At 69.8% G+C, this 20,189-nt stretch carries 20 protein-coding genes; 6 read left to right on the top strand and 14 right to left on the bottom strand.

The features are described 5' to 3' along the window. Window position 1 precedes the first annotated feature (1 nt). On the top strand, window positions 2-853 hold the full coding sequence (locus tag ACW174_RS07410) for a hypothetical protein (RefSeq protein ID WP_492017008.1): 852 nt from the start codon (window positions 2-4) through the stop codon (window positions 851-853). A gap of 25 nt (window positions 854-878) precedes the next feature. Here the strand turns inward: ACW174_RS07410 and ACW174_RS07405 are convergent, their stop codons facing one another. The 4 genes from ACW174_RS07405 to prmC form a co-directional block, all read right to left on the bottom strand. Continuing rightward, window positions 879-1,610 (bottom strand): DUF4893 domain-containing protein, encoded by a 732-nt coding sequence (locus ACW174_RS07405; protein WP_492017007.1) that lies wholly within the window; start codon window positions 1,608-1,610, stop codon window positions 879-881. A 72-nt stretch (window positions 1,611-1,682) separates the two neighbouring features. Next, window positions 1,683-2,345 (bottom strand): DUF4893 domain-containing protein, encoded by a 663-nt coding sequence (locus tag ACW174_RS07400; protein WP_492017006.1) that lies wholly within the window; start codon window positions 2,343-2,345, stop codon window positions 1,683-1,685. 137 nt (window positions 2,346-2,482) lie between these two features. Then, window positions 2,483-3,466 carry a DUF4167 domain-containing protein gene (locus ACW174_RS07395; protein ID WP_492017005.1) on the bottom strand — a complete coding sequence of 328 codons (984 nt, stop codon included), beginning with the start codon at window positions 3,464-3,466 and terminating at the stop codon, window positions 2,483-2,485. Between the two features lie 298 nt (window positions 3,467-3,764). Then, window positions 3,765-4,673, bottom strand: a complete 909-nt coding sequence (gene prmC / locus ACW174_RS07390) for a peptide chain release factor N(5)-glutamine methyltransferase (protein WP_492017004.1) — start codon at window positions 4,671-4,673, stop codon at window positions 3,765-3,767. Between the two features lie 201 nt (window positions 4,674-4,874). Here prmC and ACW174_RS07385 point away from each other — a divergent pair, with 201 nt between their 5' ends. The 3 genes from ACW174_RS07385 to ACW174_RS07375 all read left to right on the top strand — a co-directional run bounded on the left by ACW174_RS07385 (window position 4,875) and on the right by ACW174_RS07375 (window position 7,868). Then, a complete protein-coding gene (locus ACW174_RS07385) occupies window positions 4,875-6,071 on the top strand; it encodes a YihY/virulence factor BrkB family protein (protein WP_492017003.1) in 1,197 nt (398 codons plus the stop codon). 76 nt (window positions 6,072-6,147) lie between these two features. Continuing rightward, entirely contained in the window at window positions 6,148-7,206 is a 1,059-nt protein-coding gene (locus ACW174_RS07380) for a DUF2167 domain-containing protein (protein ID WP_492017002.1), read from the top strand. Further along, a complete protein-coding gene (locus ACW174_RS07375) occupies window positions 7,206-7,868 on the top strand; it encodes an HPP family protein (protein ID WP_492017001.1) in 663 nt (220 codons plus the stop codon). The genes ACW174_RS07380 and ACW174_RS07375 overlap by 1 nt, the downstream gene beginning before the upstream one ends. Here ACW174_RS07375 and prfA read toward each other — a convergent pair. Then, complete coding sequence (gene prfA, locus ACW174_RS07370; RefSeq protein ID WP_492017000.1) at window positions 7,865-8,935, bottom strand: peptide chain release factor 1; 1,071 nt, start codon at window positions 8,933-8,935, stop codon at window positions 7,865-7,867. The genes ACW174_RS07375 and prfA overlap by 4 nt on opposite strands. Before the next feature lie 163 nt (window positions 8,936-9,098). Here prfA and ACW174_RS07365 point away from each other — a divergent pair, with 163 nt between their 5' ends. Further along, window positions 9,099-9,887, top strand: coding sequence for a sulfite exporter TauE/SafE family protein (locus tag ACW174_RS07365; RefSeq protein WP_492016999.1), 789 nt, complete (start codon window positions 9,099-9,101; stop codon window positions 9,885-9,887). 57 nt (window positions 9,888-9,944) lie between these two features. Here the strand turns inward: ACW174_RS07365 and ACW174_RS07360 are convergent, their stop codons facing one another. From ACW174_RS07360 to ACW174_RS07325, 8 genes are all read right to left on the bottom strand, one after another. After that, window positions 9,945-10,487: a hypothetical protein gene (locus ACW174_RS07360; protein WP_492016998.1), complete on the bottom strand. Its 543-nt coding sequence runs from the start codon at window positions 10,485-10,487 to the stop codon at window positions 9,945-9,947. Continuing rightward, window positions 10,487-10,966 (bottom strand): translation initiation factor 2, encoded by a 480-nt coding sequence (locus ACW174_RS07355; RefSeq protein WP_492016997.1) that lies wholly within the window; start codon window positions 10,964-10,966, stop codon window positions 10,487-10,489. Before ACW174_RS07355 ends, ACW174_RS07360 begins: the two co-directional genes overlap by 1 nt. An 89-nt stretch (window positions 10,967-11,055) precedes the next feature. After that, window positions 11,056-11,646 carry a glutathione S-transferase N-terminal domain-containing protein gene (locus tag ACW174_RS07350; protein ID WP_492016996.1) on the bottom strand — a complete coding sequence of 197 codons (591 nt, stop codon included), beginning with the start codon at window positions 11,644-11,646 and terminating at the stop codon, window positions 11,056-11,058. Window positions 11,647-11,650: 4 nt separating this feature from the next. Then, window positions 11,651-12,517, bottom strand: a complete 867-nt coding sequence (locus ACW174_RS07345; protein ID WP_492016995.1) for an alpha/beta hydrolase family protein — start codon at window positions 12,515-12,517, stop codon at window positions 11,651-11,653. 61 nt (window positions 12,518-12,578) lie between these two features. Further along, window positions 12,579-13,730, bottom strand: coding sequence for a flavodoxin-dependent (E)-4-hydroxy-3-methylbut-2-enyl-diphosphate synthase (gene ispG, locus ACW174_RS07340; protein ID WP_492016994.1), 1,152 nt, complete (start codon window positions 13,728-13,730; stop codon window positions 12,579-12,581). Between the two features lie 62 nt (window positions 13,731-13,792). After that, on the bottom strand, window positions 13,793-14,890 hold the full coding sequence (locus ACW174_RS07335) for a helix-turn-helix domain-containing protein (protein WP_492016993.1): 1,098 nt from the start codon (window positions 14,888-14,890) through the stop codon (window positions 13,793-13,795). 189 nt (window positions 14,891-15,079) lie between these two features. Further along, the gene (gene ptsP / locus ACW174_RS07330; RefSeq protein ID WP_492016992.1) at window positions 15,080-17,284 is read right to left on the bottom strand and encodes a phosphoenolpyruvate--protein phosphotransferase; all 2,205 of its coding nucleotides are present in this window, start codon (window positions 17,282-17,284) and stop codon (window positions 15,080-15,082) included. Window positions 17,285-17,397: 113 nt separating this feature from the next. After that, window positions 17,398-18,672: an aspartate kinase gene (locus ACW174_RS07325; RefSeq protein WP_492016991.1), complete on the bottom strand. Its 1,275-nt coding sequence runs from the start codon at window positions 18,670-18,672 to the stop codon at window positions 17,398-17,400. Window positions 18,673-18,726: 54 nt separating this feature from the next. Between ACW174_RS07325 and ubiG the strand changes: the two genes are divergently transcribed. After that, on the top strand, window positions 18,727-19,527 hold the full coding sequence (ubiG, locus tag ACW174_RS07320) for a bifunctional 2-polyprenyl-6-hydroxyphenol methylase/3-demethylubiquinol 3-O-methyltransferase UbiG (RefSeq protein WP_492016990.1): 801 nt from the start codon (window positions 18,727-18,729) through the stop codon (window positions 19,525-19,527). Window positions 19,528-19,534: 7 nt separating this feature from the next. Here ubiG and ACW174_RS07315 read toward each other — a convergent pair whose 3' ends face one another. Beyond that, window positions 19,535-20,092 carry a lipocalin family protein gene (locus ACW174_RS07315; RefSeq protein ID WP_492016989.1) on the bottom strand — a complete coding sequence of 186 codons (558 nt, stop codon included), beginning with the start codon at window positions 20,090-20,092 and terminating at the stop codon, window positions 19,535-19,537. Between the last annotated feature and the right edge of the window lie 97 nt (window positions 20,093-20,189).

Genomic DNA, 20,189 nt, shown 5'->3' with positions numbered 1-20,189 from the left:
GATGATCTCCCTGCTGCTCACCCTCCTGATCGCGACACCGCAGGTGCAGGACGCGCCCGTGCCGCCCGCCTGTATCGGCGCGACCTTCGTAAGCTGGGAGGCCTGCGCCGCGGCGTCGGAGGAAGGCACGCCGGCCTATAGCCTGGCGATGATGAACCTCGGAACCGACGCCTATCTGGACGGTGATATCGCGGGGGCGCTCGGCTACTACGACAAGGCCGCCCTTGAAGGCCTCTCCATGACGTCGGACGTGACCTTCCACACCTTCCGCGCGGACGCCCGACGCTACGGCGGTCGGATGGAAGAGGCCCGTGCGGACGCCAGCATCGCCTGGGGCTTCCTGGACGGACGGCCGCCGGCCAATACGCCGCCGGACCTGATCCTGCCCGTCAGCGGCGAGATGCGGGCCGCCATCCTGAGTCTGATCCTGCCGATCATGAAGGACGGCGATCCGGAGGCGTTCCAGCGCGCCCGCGATCAATACCTTGCCCTGCCCGCCACCGACTGGAGCGCGCTGAGCCAGAAGGCCGGCGTGCTGACCAGCCTGGGCGAGCACGCGGACGCCGTCGCCGCCAGCAAGGGCGCGCTGGACCTGCGCCCGCAGGACCCGCTGAGCCAGAACAATCACTGCTACGCCTTGGTCGAGGCGGGCCGGGCCGCCGAGGGCCTGCCCTATTGTGAAAGCGCGGTGGCCGGCTTGCCGGACCTGGCCCCTGTCCGGCACAGCCTGGCGACAGTGCTGGCCGAACTGGGCCGCTGCGCGGACGCCGAGGCGCAGATGGCGATCGCGCGAAGCCTCGAACCGGGCGGCAGTCTGTACCGCGAGCCCCTGACCTGCACGCCCAAGGGGTAGTCCGTCCGACGAGGGACGGACCGGATCACCGCACCAGTTCGAGAATCTCCAGCTTGGACTCCACGCGGGGCCACGGCACGACCATGCGCCAGCGCTGCGGACCGATGCGTTCGAAGACGCCGACCTGATCGCGTTCGGGCTGGGCCCCGTAGGCGGGGAAGCCGGTCTCGTCCATGCCCCAGGCCTGGGCGCCGATGAACACCAGACGACTGTCCGTGTCCGGATAAAGCAGGCCGCGCGTGCGCTGCGAACCCGTGGTCTTGGTCAGGATCAGGTCGCCGCCGGGGGTCAGCTCGATCGTGCAGCGGAAGAAAGGATAGGCGACATAGGCCAGCCCGCCCTCGGCCTTTGAGCCCAGCTTGACGGTCCGGCAGCGGTAGGTTCCCGGCGAGGGCTGCAGACGGCCCGCCTGCCCGGCCATGGGATCGACCAAGGGCCCCAGCGCCTCGACCTGGGACGCAAAACCCTTGTCCTCGGCCTCGGCGCGGCCGAGGCGCCAGGCCTGATCCAGACGGCCCAGATTGGCGGCGTCGGCGGTGGAGGCGACCTGACGCCAGTCGGAGACGCCGCCCTGTTCGCCGGCGGCGGGCGTCGGGGTGGGGGCCGGAGCCGGCAGGGCGCCCGGCGCGCCCTCGGGCGCGGGATCGGTCACGCCGTCGCTGGGAATGGTCCCCGGATCGCTGGTCGAGGGCGCCGGGCTTTCGCCGCAGGCGGCGAGCAGGGCGGCAAGGGAAACGACGGCGATCAGGGTCCGCATCGGGCAGGCTCCATAAGGCTGAGCTTGCACAACGGTCGGCGGGCCGTCGGGTTTCCGGTCAGGTCCTGATCGTCAGGCGGGGACCAGTTCGATCAGGTCGAGGTTGGACTCGTTCTGCGGCCAGGGGATCACCAGACGCCAGCGGCGCTCGCCGATCCGCTCGAGCACGGCGACCAGATCGCGGTCGGGCCGTCGGCCGTAGGAGTTGGCGGCGGGCTCCGACGCCAGGGCCATCGATCCCAGCATGACCATGTGGCGATCATCCTCGGGGAAGAGCAGGCCCGAAGGGCGTTGCGAGCCCGTCAGCTTGACGAATTTCAGGCCATTGGGGGTCTGTTCGATGCGGCAGGCGAACCAGCCGTAGATGACATAGCCCAGCCCGTCCTCGCCGCCCTGGGAGCCCAGCTTGACGGTGCGACAGCGGTAGTCGCCGGCGGTGGGAATAACGGACGGGCGGCGGGCGCGGGGGTCGATCAGGTCGCCCAGGCTGTCCAGATCGCCCGAGCCGCGCTGGCGGCGGGCCTGCTGCAGGGCCAGGGACCAGGCGGCGTCGCGGCGGGCGTAGCGGTCACGGTCGGCGGCCGTGACGATGCCGCGCCAGTCCCGCAGGACCGCGCCACCGCCGTTCGCGCCACCGGAAGGGGGCGGCGGCGGCGGGGCCGGCGTCGTGGCGCAGGCGGACAGGATCAGGGCGGCGACGGTCAGGACGACCGGAAGCCGGGGCAGGCGAGGCATGGGCGCTCCCGAACTCAGGCTGAGGGCGTGGCTCGCCTTCTATGGACCGGTCCGGACGGCCGCCGTCAAGCGCCCTCGCCTCGCGGGGGCGCCGGAACAGGCGGTGTCAGGGATCGCATTCGCCCGAAGGCGCGGCCTCAGCCTTCCTCGGCGGGAGCTTCAGCCTTGGCGCGGCGCGGGGCGCGACGCTTGGGCGCGGGCGCCGCTTCGCTGTCAGCCTCGGGCGCTTCGGCGGCGACCGGGGCGGCGACCGGAGCGGTCGAGCGGGTCAGGAAGCCCGGCAGGGCGGAGGGCGCGTCGTCGGCGGCTTCCTCGCGGCGCGGACGGCGCGGGGCGCGTTCGGGACGTTCGGCGGCCGGGGCCGGAGCGGCTTCCGCCGTGACCGGCTGGGCCTCGACGGCGGCCGGGGCGTCAGCGCTGTCCTCAAAGGACTCGGAGCCGGCGTCGCCGCCTTCACCGTCAAAGCGACGATTGCGCTCGTCCCGACGACGCTCCCAGCGTTCGCGGCGGCTCTCGCGGCGTCCGCCCTCACGGGCCTCGCCCTCGGCAGCGGGGGCGGCGGCGCCCTCGGCGCGGGGTTCGCGAGGCTCGCGCGGCTCGCGGGGTTCACGCGTTTCGCGGGTTTCGCGGGTTTCGCGGGGTTCGCGATCGTCGCGCCATTCGCGGCGCGGCTGGTCGTTGTTGTTCTGGCGTTCCTGCTGGCGCTCTTCCTGTTCGCGCTGGCGGGCTTCCTGCTGGGCGAGGCGGTCGGCCTCGGCCTGGGCGGCGGCGACGATGGCGGCGGCCTGGGCGCCGGATTCATCCTCGAAGTCGATGTCGAAGCCCTGACCGGCGAGTTCGCGCTGGGCGATCTCGGACACCGGACGCTGCGGCTGCAGGGCGCGCAGGACGCGGAAATAGTGTTCGGCGTGCTGGGTGTAGTTCTCGGCCAGAACGCGGTCGCCGGCGGCCGACGCATCGCGCGCCAGCTGCATATAGCGTTCGTAGACGGTCTGGGCGTTGCCACGGACCTTGATGTTCTCGGGCCCTTGCGAGTCCCAGGAACGGTTCGGATTGGTGGCGTTGGCGTTGTTGTTGCCGCCGCTGCCGGGCTTTCTGTTGCGTCCGCGTTGACGCTTCATGCCCTTGAAATCTCTCATCGGAAGCTACCGTGCCTTGATGGGGAGGCGGACCGGGCGTCTGGGCTCGGTATCCGTCCGTATGGTGGTTCCGTGTCGGGCGAGGCCTATTCCCCGCTGGCGATGTGTTCGGAAAGCCGTGTCGCCCCGTGGTCCGCCGGGCGACTGGCCCGACCGTCACTGCCCGGAGCGCGCGCGAGTCAGGAACCGGATCGGTTCGAGGCGTGCGTTTCAGGTGGGAGACAAGACAGACTTAGCGCGGGTTTGTGGCGTTTCCAAGAGGGATTGTATGCGGCGGCCCCTAGGCCGCGTCCGGATACATCTTCGGAATGGGGTTGTGGCGCGGGTTCGGGCCGTTGGTGACGACGCGATCGCGGTCGGACAGGTCCTTGACCACAATGACGTTGGCGAAGCCCGCCTGCTCGAACAGGGCCTTGACCTGGGGGCCCTGGTCCCAGCCGATCTCGACCGCGAACGTGCCGCCGGGCTTGAGGATGCGCATGATCTCGGGCGCCAGTTCGCGATAGGCGACGAGACCGTCGGGACCGCCGTCCAGCGCCAGATGGGGATCATGCTCGCGCACCTCCGGGTCCAGGCCGGGGATGTCCCCGGACGGGATGTAGGGCGGGTTGGAGACGACCAGATCAAAGCTGTGCTCGGCGAAGCCCGTGGCCCATTCCGTGCGGATGAAGTCGCAGCGGCCGCCGAGGTCGAGGTTGGCGGCGTTCTCGCGCGCCACAGCCAGGGCTTCTGTCGAAATGTCGGTGCCGACGCCCTTCGCCGCCGGCCGCTCGGCCAGGGTGCCCAGCAGGATCGCCCCCGAGCCGGTGCCCAGGTCGATCATCGTGAAAGCCTCGTGCGGCTGGTAGACCAGCATGATGACGTCGAGCAGGGCCTCGGTGTCGGCGCGCGGGCTGAGGACGTCGGGCGTGACGTTCAGCATGATCTTCCAGAAACCCTTCTTGCCCAGGATGCGCGACACCGGCTCGCGCTTCAGGCGGCGCGCGACATAGCCGTCCAGAACGGCCTGCTGATCCGGCGTCACGGCGCGGTAGGGATCGGTCAGGATGTCGGTGCGCGAACAGTCCGCCGCGACTTCCAGCAGCAGGCGGGAATCGATGGAGGGGCTGTCGATCTTGCCGGCCTTGAGCGCGGCGGTCGCCGCCTTCCAGGCGGTCAGCAGGGTCGGGGCGGAGGAAGCGTCGGTCATGCGCAGGGCTTGGCCCGACTGGCCGAGGATTTCAAGCCGGGAAGGCGATCCCGGCGAGGACCTCGAAAGGGCGCCCGGGCGGGGCGGACGGCGCGCCGGTCGAACAGGGTTCGCAAGACAGTCGGGAACGCGGCGGGCAGCTTGACCGTTGTCGCGCCCATGCAGCGACAGTCGGGAAAGAGGGCCGGAGCCCGCAAGGGCATGGGTCTGTGGAGCGTCTTCGGCGCGATAGCGGGTGGTCTCGCCGCCGGAGCCGGAGGGGCGCACCTCCTCTATACGCGTGGGCACAAATTCGGGCTGGAGTTGCGCGCGCCGCGGCCCGAAATCCTGCCGCCCACCCCGCCGACGCCGGAGGATTTCGAGGCCAAGGAGCCCGGTCGCGGCCGGATGGCGCAACGACCCGAACATATTCCGCACCGGGGCTGGACCGACATCTTCTGGCGCGTTGGCGGCGCCTATTTCGGTGACCGGGTCGGCTTCGTCGCTGGCGGCGTGACCTTCTTCGTGGTGCTGTCCCTGTTCCCGACGCTGGCCGCCTTCGTGACGATCTACGGCCTGTTCGCCGATCCGAACGACGCCTGGAGCCGGCTGCAGTTTCTGTACTCCGTCCTGCCCGCAGGCGTGGCCGAGTTCCTGGGCGCCGAGATGCAGCGACTGGCCGAGAACACCAATACCGAGCTGACCTTCACCTTGGCCTGGACCCTGGCCCTGTCGCTGTGGACCGCCAACGGGGCGATCAAGGTGCTCTTCTACGGCCTGAACATCGCCTATCACGAGGTCGAGCGGCGCAATATCGTCCGCTACAACCTGATCTGCATGGCCTTCACCGTCTCGGGCCTGCTGGCCGTCCTGATCGGCGCCGGTCTGGTGGTGGGCGTCCCCGTCGTGCTGGACGTTCTCGGCCTCGCCGACGAGTGGGCCTATCTGGCGCCGTTCCGGTGGCCGGTCCTGTTGCTGATCTATATCGCCGCCCTGACCCTGATCTATCGCATCGGGCCGTGTCGCCAGAGGGCGCGGTGGCGGTGGCTGACGCCGGGCGCCATCTTCGCGGCCCTGCTGAGCCTCGGCCTGTCGCTGGGCTTCAGCTGGTACATCGGAACCTTCGTGCGCACGGCGTCCTACGGCCCGCTGGCGGCGATGATGGGTTTCCTGCTGTGGACCTGGCTGACCGTCCAGATCGTGCTGATGGGCGCCGAGCTGAACGCCGAGATCGAGCACCAGACCGCGATGGACACCACCACCGGCGACCCGCAGGTGATCGGGGAACGCGGCGCCGTGGTGGCCGACACCGTGGGACCCCGGCGCGGCAGCCCGGCGGCCCTGGCCTTCACCCTGAAACATGCCGAGGCCCTGTCGGACCGGCTGATGCGCCGACGCATCCGCACGCCGGAGAACTGAACCTCAGGTTCAGATTCCCTCTCGCCTCGCGTGGCGACCTGCGGCAGGTTGCCACACCAGAGGGGGATCTCCGATCATGTTCACACGCCTGTTCGCGGCGCTCGCCGTCGCGCTTTCGCTTTGCGCCGTCACGCCCGCGCTGGCGTCCGCACCGCCGGTGTCGCCGCAGGACGCCGCCCGCGTCCAGCAACTGCAGGCCCTGATGGACAGCCTGCACCCCCGCACCGGGTCGGTCGCGATCCCGCAGGCCGATCTGACCCTGAACCTGGGCGAGGGCTATTACATGCTCGACGCCGCCGAGGCGAAGCGCGTGCTGACCGAAGGCTGGGGCAACCCGGCCGACAGCGTGACCAATGTGATCGGCATGGTCTTTCCGGCCGGCAAGAGCTTCGCCGATGACACCTGGGGCGCGGTGCTGACCTGGTCGGCCGACGGCTATGTCTCGGACGACGACGCGCACAAGATCGACTACCCGGGCCTGCTGAACACCCTTCGCGAAGGCGAGGACCAGGGCAATCGCGCCCGTCAGGAGGCCGGCTATCCGGCCATCCATCTGCTCGGCTGGGCGCAGCAGCCGACCTATGACGCCGCGCGCCACTCGATGATCTGGGCCAAGGAGCTGTCGTTCTCGGATTTGCCGAACGGGCCGAACACCCTGAACTACGATGTGCGCGTGCTGGGCCGTCGGGGCGTGTTCAGCATGAACATGGTCACGGGCATGGACAAGCTGGCCGAGACGCGCGCCGCCGCGACCGACCTGATGAACACCGCGACCTTCAATCCCGGCGCGCGCTACGCCGACTATGTCGAGGGCAAGGACCAGAAGGCGGCCTACGGGCTGGCGGGTCTGGTGGCCGGCGGCGCGGTGCTGGCCGTGGCCAAGAAGGCCGGCCTGATCGGCATCCTGTTGCTGGTGTTCAAGAAGGGGGCGTTCTTCCTGCTGGCCGGGGCCGGCGCGGCCTTCGCCTGGCTGCGCAACCTGTTCGGCGGGAAGCGCAGCGCCGATCAACGTCCGGCCTATGCGTCCGACGCCGCCTATGATCCCGCCGCCCCGGATCCCGGCCTGGCCCCGGTCCCGCAGGACCCCGCCCCGGCCGCCGGCGATGATGCCAACGACCGGGACAAGCCGCTCTGATGCGGCTGTTCCGGCCGATCCTGGCGGGCGCGACCGTGCGTGACAGGGCCCTCGCCTGCTTCGGCGCCCTGCTGGGCATCGGCCTGACCGGACTGGTGTCACGCGCCATCCTGGGCGGCGAGACGGTCCTGCCCCTGCTGATGACGGCCTCCATGGGGGCCTCGGCGGTGCTGCTGTTCGTCGTGCCGGCCAGCCCGCTGGTCCAGCCGTGGCCGCTGGTCGGCGGCCATGTGGTATCGGCCCTGACGGGGATCGCCGTCGCGCGCCTGATCCCTGATCCGATGATCGCGAGCGCCGTGGCCGTGGCGGTCGCCATCGGCCTGATGTCCCTGCTGCGCTGCCTGCATCCGCCGGGCGGATCGACGGCCCTGATCGGGGTGCTGGGCGGATCGGCGGTTCACGGGGCGGGATGGATGTTCGCCCTCGTCCCGATCGGGCTGAACGCCGTCCTGCTGGGACTGGCGGGCTTCGTTTTCCACCGGTTCTCGGGCCACGCCTGGCCGCACAGGGCGGTGACGCCGGCCGGCCCGGCGTCCATCACCGACGCCGACATCGAAGCCGCCCTGACCACGGTCGGGGAGCCGCTGGACATCAGCCGGGCGGACCTGAAGGCGGTGGTCAAGCTGACGCTGGAGCACGCCGCCGCGCGGCGGAAACCCTAGCCCCCGAACTCGGCTTCGAGATCCGCCAGACGGGCGGCCTGATCCTCGGCGATGAGGGCGTTCAGCATCGGATCGATGTCGCCCTCGAGGATCTGCGGCAGGCTGTGCAGGGTCAGGCCGATGCGGTGGTCGGTCACCCGCCCCTGCGGGAAGTTGTAGGTGCGGATGCGCTCGGAGCGGTCGCCGGACCCGACCTGCGACTTGCGGGCGTCGGAGCGGGCGTTGTCCTTGGCCTGACGCTGCATGTCGTACAGGCGGACGCGCAGGTTCTTCATCGCCTTGTCGCGGTTCACGTGCTGCGACTTCTCGGACGAGGTCACCACGATGCCCGAGGGGAAGTGGGTGATGCGCACGGCGGAATCGGTCTTGTTGACGTGCTGGCCGCCCGAGCCCGAGGCGCGGAAGGTGTCGATGCGGATGTCCTTGTCCTGGATGTCGATCTCGACGTCCTCGACCTCGGGCAGGACGGCGACGGTGGCCGCCGAGGTGTGGATACGGCCTTGGGCCTCGGTCGAGGGCACGCGCTGGACGCGGTGGACGCCGCTTTCGAACTTCAGCCGGCCGAAGACGCCGTCGCCGGTGACGGTGGCGATGATCTCCTTGTAGCCGCCGGCGTCGCCCTCGGTGGCGCTGTCGACCTCGACCCGCCAGCCGCGCGTCGAGGCGTAGCGCGAATACATGCGGAACAGGTCGCCGGCGAACAGGGCGGCCTCGTCGCCGCCGGTGCCGGCGCGGACTTCCAGGACGGCCGAGGCGTTCTCGTCGGCGTCGCGCGGGGCCAGCAGCAGGGCGACCTCGCGCTCCATCTGCGGCAGGCTGTCGGTCAGGGCCTGAAGCTCATCGGCGGCCATCTCGGCCATCTCGGGATCGGCGGCCATGGCTTCCAGATCGGCCATCTCGGCGCGGGTGCGGGCCAGCGCCATGACGGCGTCGGCGACCGGCTTCATCTCCGCGTGCTCCTTCGACAGGCGGACGATCTCCTGACCGTCCGTGGCCGCGCCCATGCGCGCCTCCACCTGATGGAAGCGGTCGAGCACCTGATCGAGCCGGGCCTGGGGCAGTCGCAAGGGAAAAGCATCCGGAGAGTGGGCGGACCGCAGCCTTTAGCGCGCCCGGCCCCGCCCTGTCGATGCGGTCACGGCTGCGTCAGCCCGCTGTGTGCGAAGCAACCTTTGCTGATACGGTCCATTGGGGCTGAATCGGCGCCGGGTGCGCGAAGACGGGGCCTTCATGGAAACCTTCCTGCTGTTTCTGGCCGTAGGTTTTCTCGCCCAGGCCGTCGATGGCGCGCTGGGCATGGCCTATGGCGTGATTTCCTCCTCCGTCCTGCTGGCCTTCGGCGTCCCGCCCGCCACCGCCTCGGCCAGCGTGCACGGGGCGGAGGTGTTCACCACGGCGGCCTCGGCGGGAAGCCACGCCTGGCACCGCAATGTCGACTGGAAGATGCTGGCGCCGCTGGCTGTCGCCGGCGTGATCGGCGGCTGTCTGGGCGCCTATGTGCTGGCCGGGCTGGACAGCGACGTCATCAAGCCCTTCGTCATCGCCTATCTGGCCCTGATGGGGCTGTGGATCCTGTGGCGCGCCCGCCGTGACGTCGAAGCCAGGCCGATCCGCCCGCGCTGGATCGTTGCGCCGCTGGGGCTGGTCGGCGGCTTCCTGGACGCCATCGGCGGCGGGGGCTGGGGCCCGACGGTCTCATCCACCCTGGTCGGCGCCGGACAGGAGCCGCGCCGCGCGATCGGCACCGTCAACACCGCCGAGTTCTTCGTCACCGTGGCCGTCAGCGCCACCTTCGTCTGGTCACTGGCGACCGGCCACTGGGAAGAGGCCGCGGCGCTTCAGGACCACGCCGCCGCGATCGGCGGTCTGGTGGCCGGCGGCCTGCTGGCGGCGCCGTTCGCGGGCCTGATCGCCAAGCGCGTGCCGCGCCGCCCGATGACCTGGGCCGTGGGCGGTCTGCTGATCGTGCTGGCCATCTTCCAGGGCGTCCAGTTGGCGGGGCTTCTGGGCCAGGCATGAAAAAGGCGGGACAGACCGAAGTCCGTCCCGCCCTTCAGGCAGTCAAGGCTGATCCGATCAGCGCGCGTTGGCGCGGAACCGCTTCAGGAATTCCTTGATGTTCTCCTGGATCGACTTCTCGTTGGCGAGGCGCAGGCGCTCGACCGCGGCGAAAGCCTGACCCATCGTGGCCACGCCGGTGGCGGCCACGGTGTCGTCGAAGATGATCTGGCCGTCGCGCGTGACGGTGTAGCGGACCTGGCTGGTGACCGAGAGGTCGAGACCGGCCAGCGGCTGCTTCAGATCCACCAGATTGGCGGTCACGACCAGCGGACGGCCGTCCGTGCCGGTGTAACCGGCAGCGGTCAGCGAGGATTCCAGGGCCGCCTTGAAGTCCTCATTGGAGACCTGGGCGGTCCACAGCGGGTTGGTTTCGGTGCCGCCCGAGACGTTGACGGTGGTGACCGAATGGTAGCCCACGTCGCCCGGAGCGGCGGTCAGGCCGGCGGTGGCCGGCAGGGCCATGAACTCGGGACGCGAAGGGCTGGCGCAGGCGGCGACGCCCAGCAGGGCGGCGCAGGCGGCGACCGCGGCGGCGCGGCGAAGGGTGACGCGGACCATTATTGAGGGTCTCCCGAGGTGGCGGGAACGGCGGCCGGAGCCGGCGCGGCGGCCGCAGCGGCGGCGGCCTCAGCCGGGGTTTGCAGGATGACGACCAGCGGGTTCGGGCTGAGGTCGTTCATGGCGCCCGAGGTGCCGTCAACCACAGCGCCGATCACGCCGCCGAAGATCACATTGCCCGCCATGCCGGCGGCGCCGCCGCCCGAGATGCCGCTGGTGATGTTGTGTTCCTGCGTGACATAGCCTTCGCGCGAGATGGTGGCGCGGAAGGCGTCCTTGCGCGGCATGCGGAAGGTGCACGGCGTTGCTTCACACTGGAAGCCGTTGGAGGTCGAGACGCGGGCGCCGGACGGCGTGCTCTCGACGGTGAACTCCTGGCTGGAGCCACGCGTGATCGTGGCGCAGGCCGGGAGAGAAAGCGCCACGCCGACGAGCGCGAGCGCACGCACGCCGAAGCGCGCGGTACGGACGGAAATCATGAAAGCCCCCAATAGAATACGGGTTCACCCCCCGGTGAACTGCAACGCTTCTCGCATCACGAGCGCAGAGCGTCAATCAGGGGTCGACATCACGCGGGTCGGGTGGCCGCGAAACTGGGCCGCGCCTCGAGCGTCGTCCGGAGCGCCTCAAGTCCGGGCCGTCCGGTGCGCCAGTCAAAATCCGGGTGTCGGAAGTCGAGCCAGGTCAGGGCCACCCCGGTGGTCAGGGTCCCGATATGGAAGTCGTCGGCGGACAGGTTCGCCGCCTCCAGCGTATCGAGGGCGCGGCCCATATTGGCGGACCAGCGCTCCATCCACGACGGCGAGCGCTCCTGCTCGGGGCGACGCTTCTCCAGCACCAGCTTGACGCCCATCTCCAGCAGGCCGTCGGCGGTCGCCTCGATCCGGCGCACGCGCAACCGTTCGGCGCCGCCCTCCGGCGTCAGCCGCGGGCCGGAGCCGACCATGTCGAGGTATTCGCAGATGATCGGACTGTCGTTGAGCGGCAGTCCGTCCTCGGCGATGAGGGACGGCACCTGGACGACGGGGTTGGAGGCCAGCAGTTCCGGCGCATTCGCATAGGGGTCGACGAAGACCTCCTCGACCGTCACGCCCTTCTCGAGGGCGACGATGCGGCATTTGCGGGCGAAGGGCGACGGGGCGGTGATGTAGAGTTTCATGGTCTCAGCGACGCTCGATGGTGACGCCCTCGGGCGCGGTCAGGGCTTCCAGACGCGCGCGGGCCGCCGCGTCGCCCAGGGCATGGGCGCGCATGAAGTCCAGCGTGGTCGCGGCGATCAGGTCGAAGTCGGCGGCGTCGGCGTTTCCGACCAGACTGTGGTCCCCGCCCGCGAAGGTCAGCAGCATCTTGTCGCCCGCCGGGCTGGTGTCGAACGACAGCCTATGGTCGCGCGGCTCGGTGACGAAGCCCGGCACGGTGTCGGCGTCGCCAGTGATCATCAGGACCGGCACGGTGACGGTGGTGAAGCTCGACGGATTGACCACGCCCGGGATGGTCCCCGGCGAGGACAGGGCCACGACCACCTTCACGTCCGGGTCGGCCTGCGGCCCGGCGACGGTGACGGCGCCGCCCTCCATGAGAGAGTTGAGCGCGCCGAACGAGTGACCGGCGGCGACCAGCGGCTTGCCCGGATGGCTGGCCTTCACATAGGCCTGCACCACCCCGAGATCGACGAGGCGACTGATGAAGATGCTCTGCGTCGTAGCTTCGGCGTGCTGCGGATGCTGCATCGAGTCCGTGTGCATCGGCGCGATCACGGTGAAGCCGTGGGCGACCCAATAGTCGATGATGCGGCGGTAGGCGGCGGGCTGTGCGCCCCAGCCGTGGCTGAACAGGATCACGCCCTGCTCTTCCCCGGCGGCCCAGACGCTGACGTCGATCGTTCGGCCGTCGGGCGCGGGCAACTGGACATGGGCGGCGGCGGTGGCCGTGGAGGCGGCGGTCGGGGCCGTCTGGGCCAGAACGGGCGCGGCGGGGGCGAGGCCCAGCGAAAGGGCGACGACGAACGCGGCGGCGGCGTGACGGACCATGGACTTCCCCCCTCGGACAGGCCCGACTGACTAGCGCAGGTTTCCGGGGCGGAACAGGGTTTTACTCGGCGGCCTCGAAGGCCGGTTCCTCGGCCGCCTTGCGCGCGGCGTCCAGCTCGGCGGCCTTGGCTTCGACCTGGGCGACGATCTCGTCGATCATGCCGTCGTTGGCCTGTTTGTGGGCGATCTTGCCGTTCAGATAGACCATGCCCGACCCCTTGCCGCCGCCGGTGAAGCCGACGTCGGTGTAGAGGGCCTCGCCCGGGCCGTTCACGACGCAGCCGATGATCGACAGCGACATGGGCGTGGTGATGTGGGCCAGTTTTTCCTCGAGCACGCCCACCGTCTCGATGACGTTGAAGCCCTGACGGGCGCAGGACGGACAGGCGATGATGTTGACGCCGCGATGGCGCAGGCCGAGCGACTTCAGGATGTCGAACCCGACCTTGATCTCCTCGACCGGGTCGGCGGCCAGGGACACGCGGATGGTGTCGCCGATGCCGGCCCAGAGCATATTGCCCATGCCGATCGCCGACTTGATCGTCCCGGCGCGCAGGGGCCCCGCTTCGGTGACGCCCAGATGCAGGGGGCAGTCGATGGCGTCGGCCAGCTGCTGATAGGCGGCGACGGTCAGGAAGGGGTCGGACGCCTTCACCGAGATCTTGAACTCGTGGAAGTCGTTGTCCTGCAGGATGCGGGCGTGGTTCAGCGCGCTTTCGACCATGGCCTCGGGACAGGGCTCGCCGTACTTCTCCAGCAGCTCCCGCTCCAGCGAGCCGGCGTTGACGCCGATGCGCATGGAACAGCCGTGGTCGCGGGCGGCCTTGATGACCTCGCGCACCCGGTCGGCGTTGCCGATATTGCCCGGATTGATGCGCAGGCAGGCGGCGCCCGCCTGGGCCGCCTCGATGCCGCGTTTGTAGTGGAAGTGGATGTCGGCCACGAGCGGGACCTTCGCCTCGCGGGCGATGGTGCGGAAGGCGGCGGTCGACTCCTCGTCAGGACAGGAGACGCGGACGATATCGGCCCCGGCCTCTTCCAGCTGACGGATCTGGTCGATCGTCGCCGCCGCATCGGAGGTCGGCGTATTGGTCATCGACTGCACCGTGATCGGCGCATCGCCGCCCACGGGGACATTGCCCACCATGATCTGGCGGCTCTTGCGACGCTCGATATGGCGCCAAGGGCGGACGTGGGTGTGATCGAGGCTCATGCGGGAACGAACATAGGCGCATCAATGCGGCATAGCCACGACAAGGCGCGTTATCGTGACGATCAGCCGCCGGGCTGGAGCGTCACCGGGGTCTGCATCGACACGGCCTGAAGCTGGGCCTGCGCCTGCTGGGCCGCGGCCTGACGGGCGGCCTCGGTGCGGGCGGCGACCTCGCTGGCGGCCTGACGGGCCAGCGCCTGCGCGCGGGTGTTCAGCTGCGCCAGCGGCGTGGTTTCCGCCGTGAGGGCCCCGCCGTGCTCGCCGTTCAGATAGACGTCGAAGGCCGCGAACTCGGACGCGTCGATGACGGCGGCCACGCCCGCGGGCGCGCGCCAGGCTTCGCCGGCGGCCAGCTGGCGGGCGAACAGCACCCGCCCGTCGGCCATGCGGACGACGAGGGCCGACGCCTTGCGGGCCTGAATGATGACGTTCGAGGCGCTGGCCGAGGCGCCGTAGATGGCGCCGCGCGGATTGAAGGCCTTGGCGACCGGGATCGCGGCGGCGGCGGCCTGCAGGCCTTCGGGCGAGGCCGGGTCGATGCCGGTCAGCTGGGCCTCAAGGCCGGGGGTGACGTACAGGGCGGGAATGGTCTGGTCAGGCGGCGCGGGACGCGGCGCGGTCAGGTTCATGGCGGCGGCCTGTCCCGGAACCGTGCCCAGACGCCAGGTTTCCGGCACTTCGGCGATGTCCGACGGCTGGGGCGCGCGCATCAGGTTGACACGCTGGAAGACGTTCCAGCCGACCACCGACATCAGCAGCACGGCGGCCACGGCGATCAGGCGCGGCGAATAGCGACGCACATCCTCGAAGGCGATGCCGACCGGCGGTTGCAGCGGCACGGAGGGATCGGGGCTTTCGCGCTTGAAACGCTCGACGGCCAGTTGCTCGTCCAGGCCGAGCGCCGAGGCATACGCGCGCACATAGCCGATCGAGAAGACGCGGTTGGGCAGGACCGAGAAATCGTTCTGTTCGAGGGCGGTCAGATAGCGGGTCGGGACCCGGGTGAGGGTCGACAGCTCAGCCAGCGAACGGCCTGAATGATCCCGGGCGATGCGGAGGCCTTCACCCAGAGTCGGGGCGTCCATGACGGACGGGACCAGGTCCTTCCAGTCACCCTGCGCATCATACTCGTTCGGGCCCTTGCCCGTATCCAGCGCCATGACGCTCGACCCCACACTCGGAGACGCACCAATCGCGTCAGCCGTACTCGAACCTGGACCCTGTATCATATCGGGATGAGTGTCAGAGCCTGCCCCCGCAGACCCGCCAGGTTCACCTTGTGGATAACTCATAAGGGTCGACCGATCAATGATTTGTTAAGCACCCTGGCCGTTCCGGCCCGGCACATCTCAAATCTGGACGTTCAACTTCCGGGCCAGGGTTTCGAGCTCGCCCCGCACCGATCCCGACGATGATCCCAGCAGGCTGGGCAGGGCCCGGCGCGCCGCGGTGAGGTCCGTGGACAGGATCATCCGCTTGACCGGCCCCACGCCGCCCGCGGGGGCCGACAGGCGGGTGAAGCCCAGCGTCAGCAGGGCGAAAGCCTCCAGCGGGCGACCCGCCAGTTCACCACAGACCGAGACCGGGGTGCCGGTGTCGGCGCATTTCTTCTGGATCTCCGCCAAGGCCCGCAGCGCCGGGGGCGACAGGGGATCGTAGCGATCCGAAACCAGCGGGTTCGTGCGGTCGGCGGCGAACATGTACTGGAACAGGTCATTGGTGCCGACGGACACGAAGTCGGTCAGGGGCAGCAGGGCGTCGAGGTGCCAGAGCAGGCTGGGGCACTCGATCATGGCCCCCACGCGCAGCAGGGCGGGCAGTTCACGGCCCCGGCGTCGCGCCCAGTTGCACTCGATATCAACCAGTTCACGCGCGGCCCGGAACTCGTCCACCGTGGCGATCATGGGGAACATGACGCGCAGCTCGCGTCCGGCGGCGGCGCCCAGCAGGGCGCGGAGCTGGAGCCGGAGCATGGCGGGGCGGTCAAGGCCCAGACGGATGGCGCGGCGGCCCAGGGCCGGGTTCTCCTCCCGCTCCGTTTCGAGATAGGGCAGCACCTTGTCGCCGCCGATATCGAGGGTGCGGAAGGTGACCGGCCGGTCGCCGGCGGTGTCGAGCACCAGCTTGTAGAGCGCCATCTGGCTGTCCAGACGCGGCAGCTCCTCGGAGACCATGAACTGGAACTCGGTGCGGAACAGGCCGATGCCCTCGGCGCCCGTGGCGTCCAGATTCTCCAGATCGACGGCCAGACCGGCGTTGGTCAGCAGGCTGATGCGCTGGCCGTCTGCGGTGATGGCGGGGACGTCGCGCAGCTTGGCGAACTCGGCCTGCCGCTGGTGCCGGACCTCCATCCGCGACTGGACGGCCGCCAGCATGTCGGGGCGCGGGCGCAGATAGGCCTCGCCGGTCTCGCCGTCGACGATGACCAGATCGCCTTCGCTGAGCCGATCCCGCAGACCTTGCAGGCGTCCGACGCAGGGAATGCCCAGCGCCCGGGCGACGATGGCGGCGTGGCTGGCGGCGGAGCCCTCCTCCAGCAGCAACCCCCGCAGCTTGTGCCGCGGATATTCCAGCAGATCAGCCGGGCCGAGATTGCGGGCGATGAGGATGGCGTCGTCGGGCAGGTCCCGCTCACCCGGATTGTCGCCCGCGAGCACGCGCAGCAGGCGATTGGCCAGGTCCTCGAAGTCGTGCAGCCGCTCCTTGATATAGGGGTCGCGGGCCTTGGCGAAGCGGGCGCGGTGCTCGTTACGGACCCGGTCGACGGCGGCTTCCGCGGTCAGGCCGGTGCGAACGGCTTCCTCCAGCGACCGGTTCCAGCCCCGGTCGTCGGCGAACATCCGGTAGGTCTCGAGCACCTCGAACGACTGGCCGCCCAGCTTGCCGGCGCCGCCCTCCAGCATGCCGTCGATATTGGCCTTCAGCCCGACCAGGGCCTCGCGCAGGCGGATTTCCTCGACCTGCTGGTTCTCGGCCAGCAGGTTTTCCGGCGCGACCGGCGCTTCGTGCAGAACCACATGGCCATAGGCGAGGCCTTCGGCGAAGCGCTGGCCCTTCAGCCGTTCCGGGCGGTGCGGCGCGACCTCGATATCGCGCAGTTCGTCCTGACCCAGCAGTTCGCCGGAGGCCACGGTCTCGGCCAGCACCATGGCGATGGTCTGGATGTCCTCGACCTCGTCCTCGTCATAGCGGCGCTCGGACCGGTTCTGGACGACCAGCACGCCGATGGCCCGTCCGCCGCGCAGCAGCGGGGCGCCGAGGAAGGCGTGGTAGGGGTCTTCGCCCGTTTCCGGACGGTAGGAGAAGCTGGGATGCGAGGGCGCGTCCGACAGGCTGATGGGGCCCGCGCTGCGCGCCACCTCGCCGACCAAACCCTCGCCGGGACGCAGGCGTGTCGTGTGGACGGCGTCGGTCTTCAGGCCCTGGGTGGCGAACAGCTCCAGCTCGCCCGACGCCCGGCGAAGATAGATGGAGCAGACCTCGGCGACCATCGACTGGGCGATGATCCGGACCACGGTGTCGAGCCGTTGCTGCGCCGGCGCGGCCCCCGCCATAGCCTCGCGGATCTGGCGAAGGAGGTTACGCGGCCCCCTTGTCGTCAATCCGCCAACCGGCATGGCCCCTCCCAAAGGTCAGCGCTCCAGATGGGCGCCGCCAAGCTTGATTTCTAGACCGCTTCCAACCCGTAAGCCGAATGAAGCGCACGAACGGCCAATTCCGCATAGGCCGCGTCGATAAGGACACTGATCTTGATTTCCGACGTGGAGATGGCCTGGAACTTCACGCCCTTGTCCGCGAGCGCCTTGAACATGGTCTGGGCGACACCCGCGTGACTGCGCATGCCGACGCCGACGACCGAGACCTTGGCCACATCCTCGTCGACGCGCAGCTCCTCGAAACCGATCTGGTCCTGGGCGGCCCGCATCAATTCGGCGGCGCGCTGGGCGTCGCGGCGGCCGGTGGTGAAGGTCAGGTTGACCGTCCCGGCGGTGCGGGCCTGCGACTGGACGATCATGTCCACGTTCACATTGGCCTCGGCCAGTCGGGTGAAGACATCGGCGGGGGCGTCGACCCGGTCCGCGAGGCCCAGCAGGGTGATGCGGGCCTCGTCACGGCTCATGGTCACACCGGACACGATACGTTTTTCCACGATCTCCTCCTCGTCGCAGATCAGGGTTCCACCCTTGTCGGGCATGACGCCGTTCGCGTCGGGTTCGATGAAGCTGGACAGGACCCGGACCGGGACCTGCTTCGCCATGGCCAGTTCGACCGATCGGGTCTGCAGCACCTTGGCGCCCAGCGACGCCATCTCCAGCATCTCCTCGTAGGAGACCTTTTCGAGGCGGCGCGCGCGGGATTCGATCCGCGGGTCGGTCGTGTAGACGCCGTCGACGTCCGTATAGATGTCGCAGGGACACTCCAGCGCCGCCGCCACGGCCACCGCCGAGGTGTCCGAACCGCCGCGGCCCAGGGTGGTGATCCGGCCGCCCCGGGTCACGCCCTGGAAGCCGGGGACGACGGCGATCTCGCCCGCGTCCAGGGCGGCGCCCAGCACCTCGCCCGGCACGTCCTCGATGCGGGCGCGGCCGTGGGCGTCGTCGGTGATGATGGGGATTTGCCAGCCCATCCAGCTGCGGGCGTTCAGCCCCATGTTGCGCAGGGTCAGGGCGAGAAGGCCGGACGTGACCTGTTCGCCGGACGCGACGACCACGTCATACTCATCGTCCGACATGGCGACGCCGGCGCCGGGACGGCCCGCGCCGTCTGTCCAGGCCACCAGCTCGTTGGTCTTGCCCGCCATGGCGGACACGACGACGGCGACCTTCTTTCCCGAAGCGGCCTCGGCGGCGATGATCCGCGCCGCGCGGCGGATGCGTTCGAGGTCGCCCATCGACGTCCCACCGAACTTCATCACCAGTCGCTGTGAGTCGGTCCGCGTCATCCTGGCAGGCTGCTCCATCTTGCGTGAAAGGGCGCGCGGGTTCATCGCTGCGCCATGGTCGCTTCTAACGGCACGGTATCGGCGCGGGAACCCCAAAGCGCCGGGGAAATCAACGATCGCGCGGCGGGGCCGTCGATCGACCCCGCGGACGTGGCCCGCTTTTCGGCGCAGGCCGCCGAGTGGTGGGACGCGCGCGGCCCCTTCGCGCCCCTGCACCGGTTCAATCCGGCGCGGCTGGCCTTCGTGCGCGACCAGGTCGCCGAGCGTTTCGGGCGCGATCCCAGGACGCGCGAGGCCTTCGCCGGCCTGACCCTGCTGGACGTGGGCTGCGGCGGCGGGCTGATCGCCGAGCCGATGCGTCGGCTGGGCTTCGAGGTGACGGCGGCGGACGCCTCCTCCGAAAACATCGGCACGGCCCGCGCCCATGCGGCGCAATCCGGGCTCGACATCACCTATCGCGCGGCCACCGTCGAGCAGCTGGAGGCCGAGGGCGCGGGGCCGTTCGATGTGGTCCTGACGATGGAGGTGATCGAGCACGTCGCCGACCCGGAAGCCTTCGTGCGCGCCTGTTCGCGGCTGGTGAAGCCCGGCGGCCTGATGATCGTCGCCACCCTGAACCGGACCCTGAAGGCGCTGGCCCTGGGCAAGTTCGCGGCCGAATACGTGCTGCGCTGGGTTCCGGCCGGCACCCACGACTGGAACCAGTTCCTGAAGCCGGACGAAATCCGCGCCATGCTGGCCGCCGAGCCTCTGACCGTTACAGGTCCGTTCGGGCTGGAGTATAATCCGCTGAGCGACCGCTGGAGCGAGGGCGGCTCCGACATCAACTACATGATGATCGCCACGCGGGACTGAGGTCGGCTCAGCGCGCCTGCCGGGTTTCGCGGATCAGGGCCAGGTCGTAGCCGAGCGCCTGCGCCCGTTCCATGATGGTTCGGCGCGCGTCCGCCGACGGAGACGCCGTCCGGCTCAGCAGCCAGAGATAGCGGCCCGACGGCTCGCCCACGATCGACCACGAATAGTCCTCGGCATGATCGAGGACCCAGTAGTCGCCGACGAAGAAGGGACCGAAGAAGCTGACCTTCAGCTTGGCCCCGTCGCTGTCGGGCACGATCTTCGCACGCCCCTCGGAAACCTTCTCCGGACCGTCGACCGCACCCTGGCGACAGGTGTTGACGACGCTGACCAGTCCGTCCTCGCGCAGGCCATAGCGCGCGGTCACGCCCTCACAGTCGCGTTCGAACCCGTTTTCGTATCGGCCGATCTCGTACCAGAGGCCCAGATAGCGGCTGAGTTCGACCGGGCGGGCGGGTTGAGGCACGGCGGCATTGCCGACCGGCCCGCGGGAAAGCGTGGCGCAGGCGCCGAGCGCCAGGGCGCTGCCGGCGAGAACGATCAGAAGAGCGGAACGACGGGTCATGTCGCCAAGAGCGAACATCGCCGCCGACGGTTCCCCGCGGGGTCTCCGGTGGGCCGCCTTACCGCGAATTCACCCACCTTGCGGGCTTGTAACGGGA

The sequence above is a fragment of the Brevundimonas sp. AVps31 genome, assembly GCF_058681355.1.
Note: the sequence above shows the minus strand (reverse complement) of the source record. Positions and strands in the feature narration are given on the sequence as shown.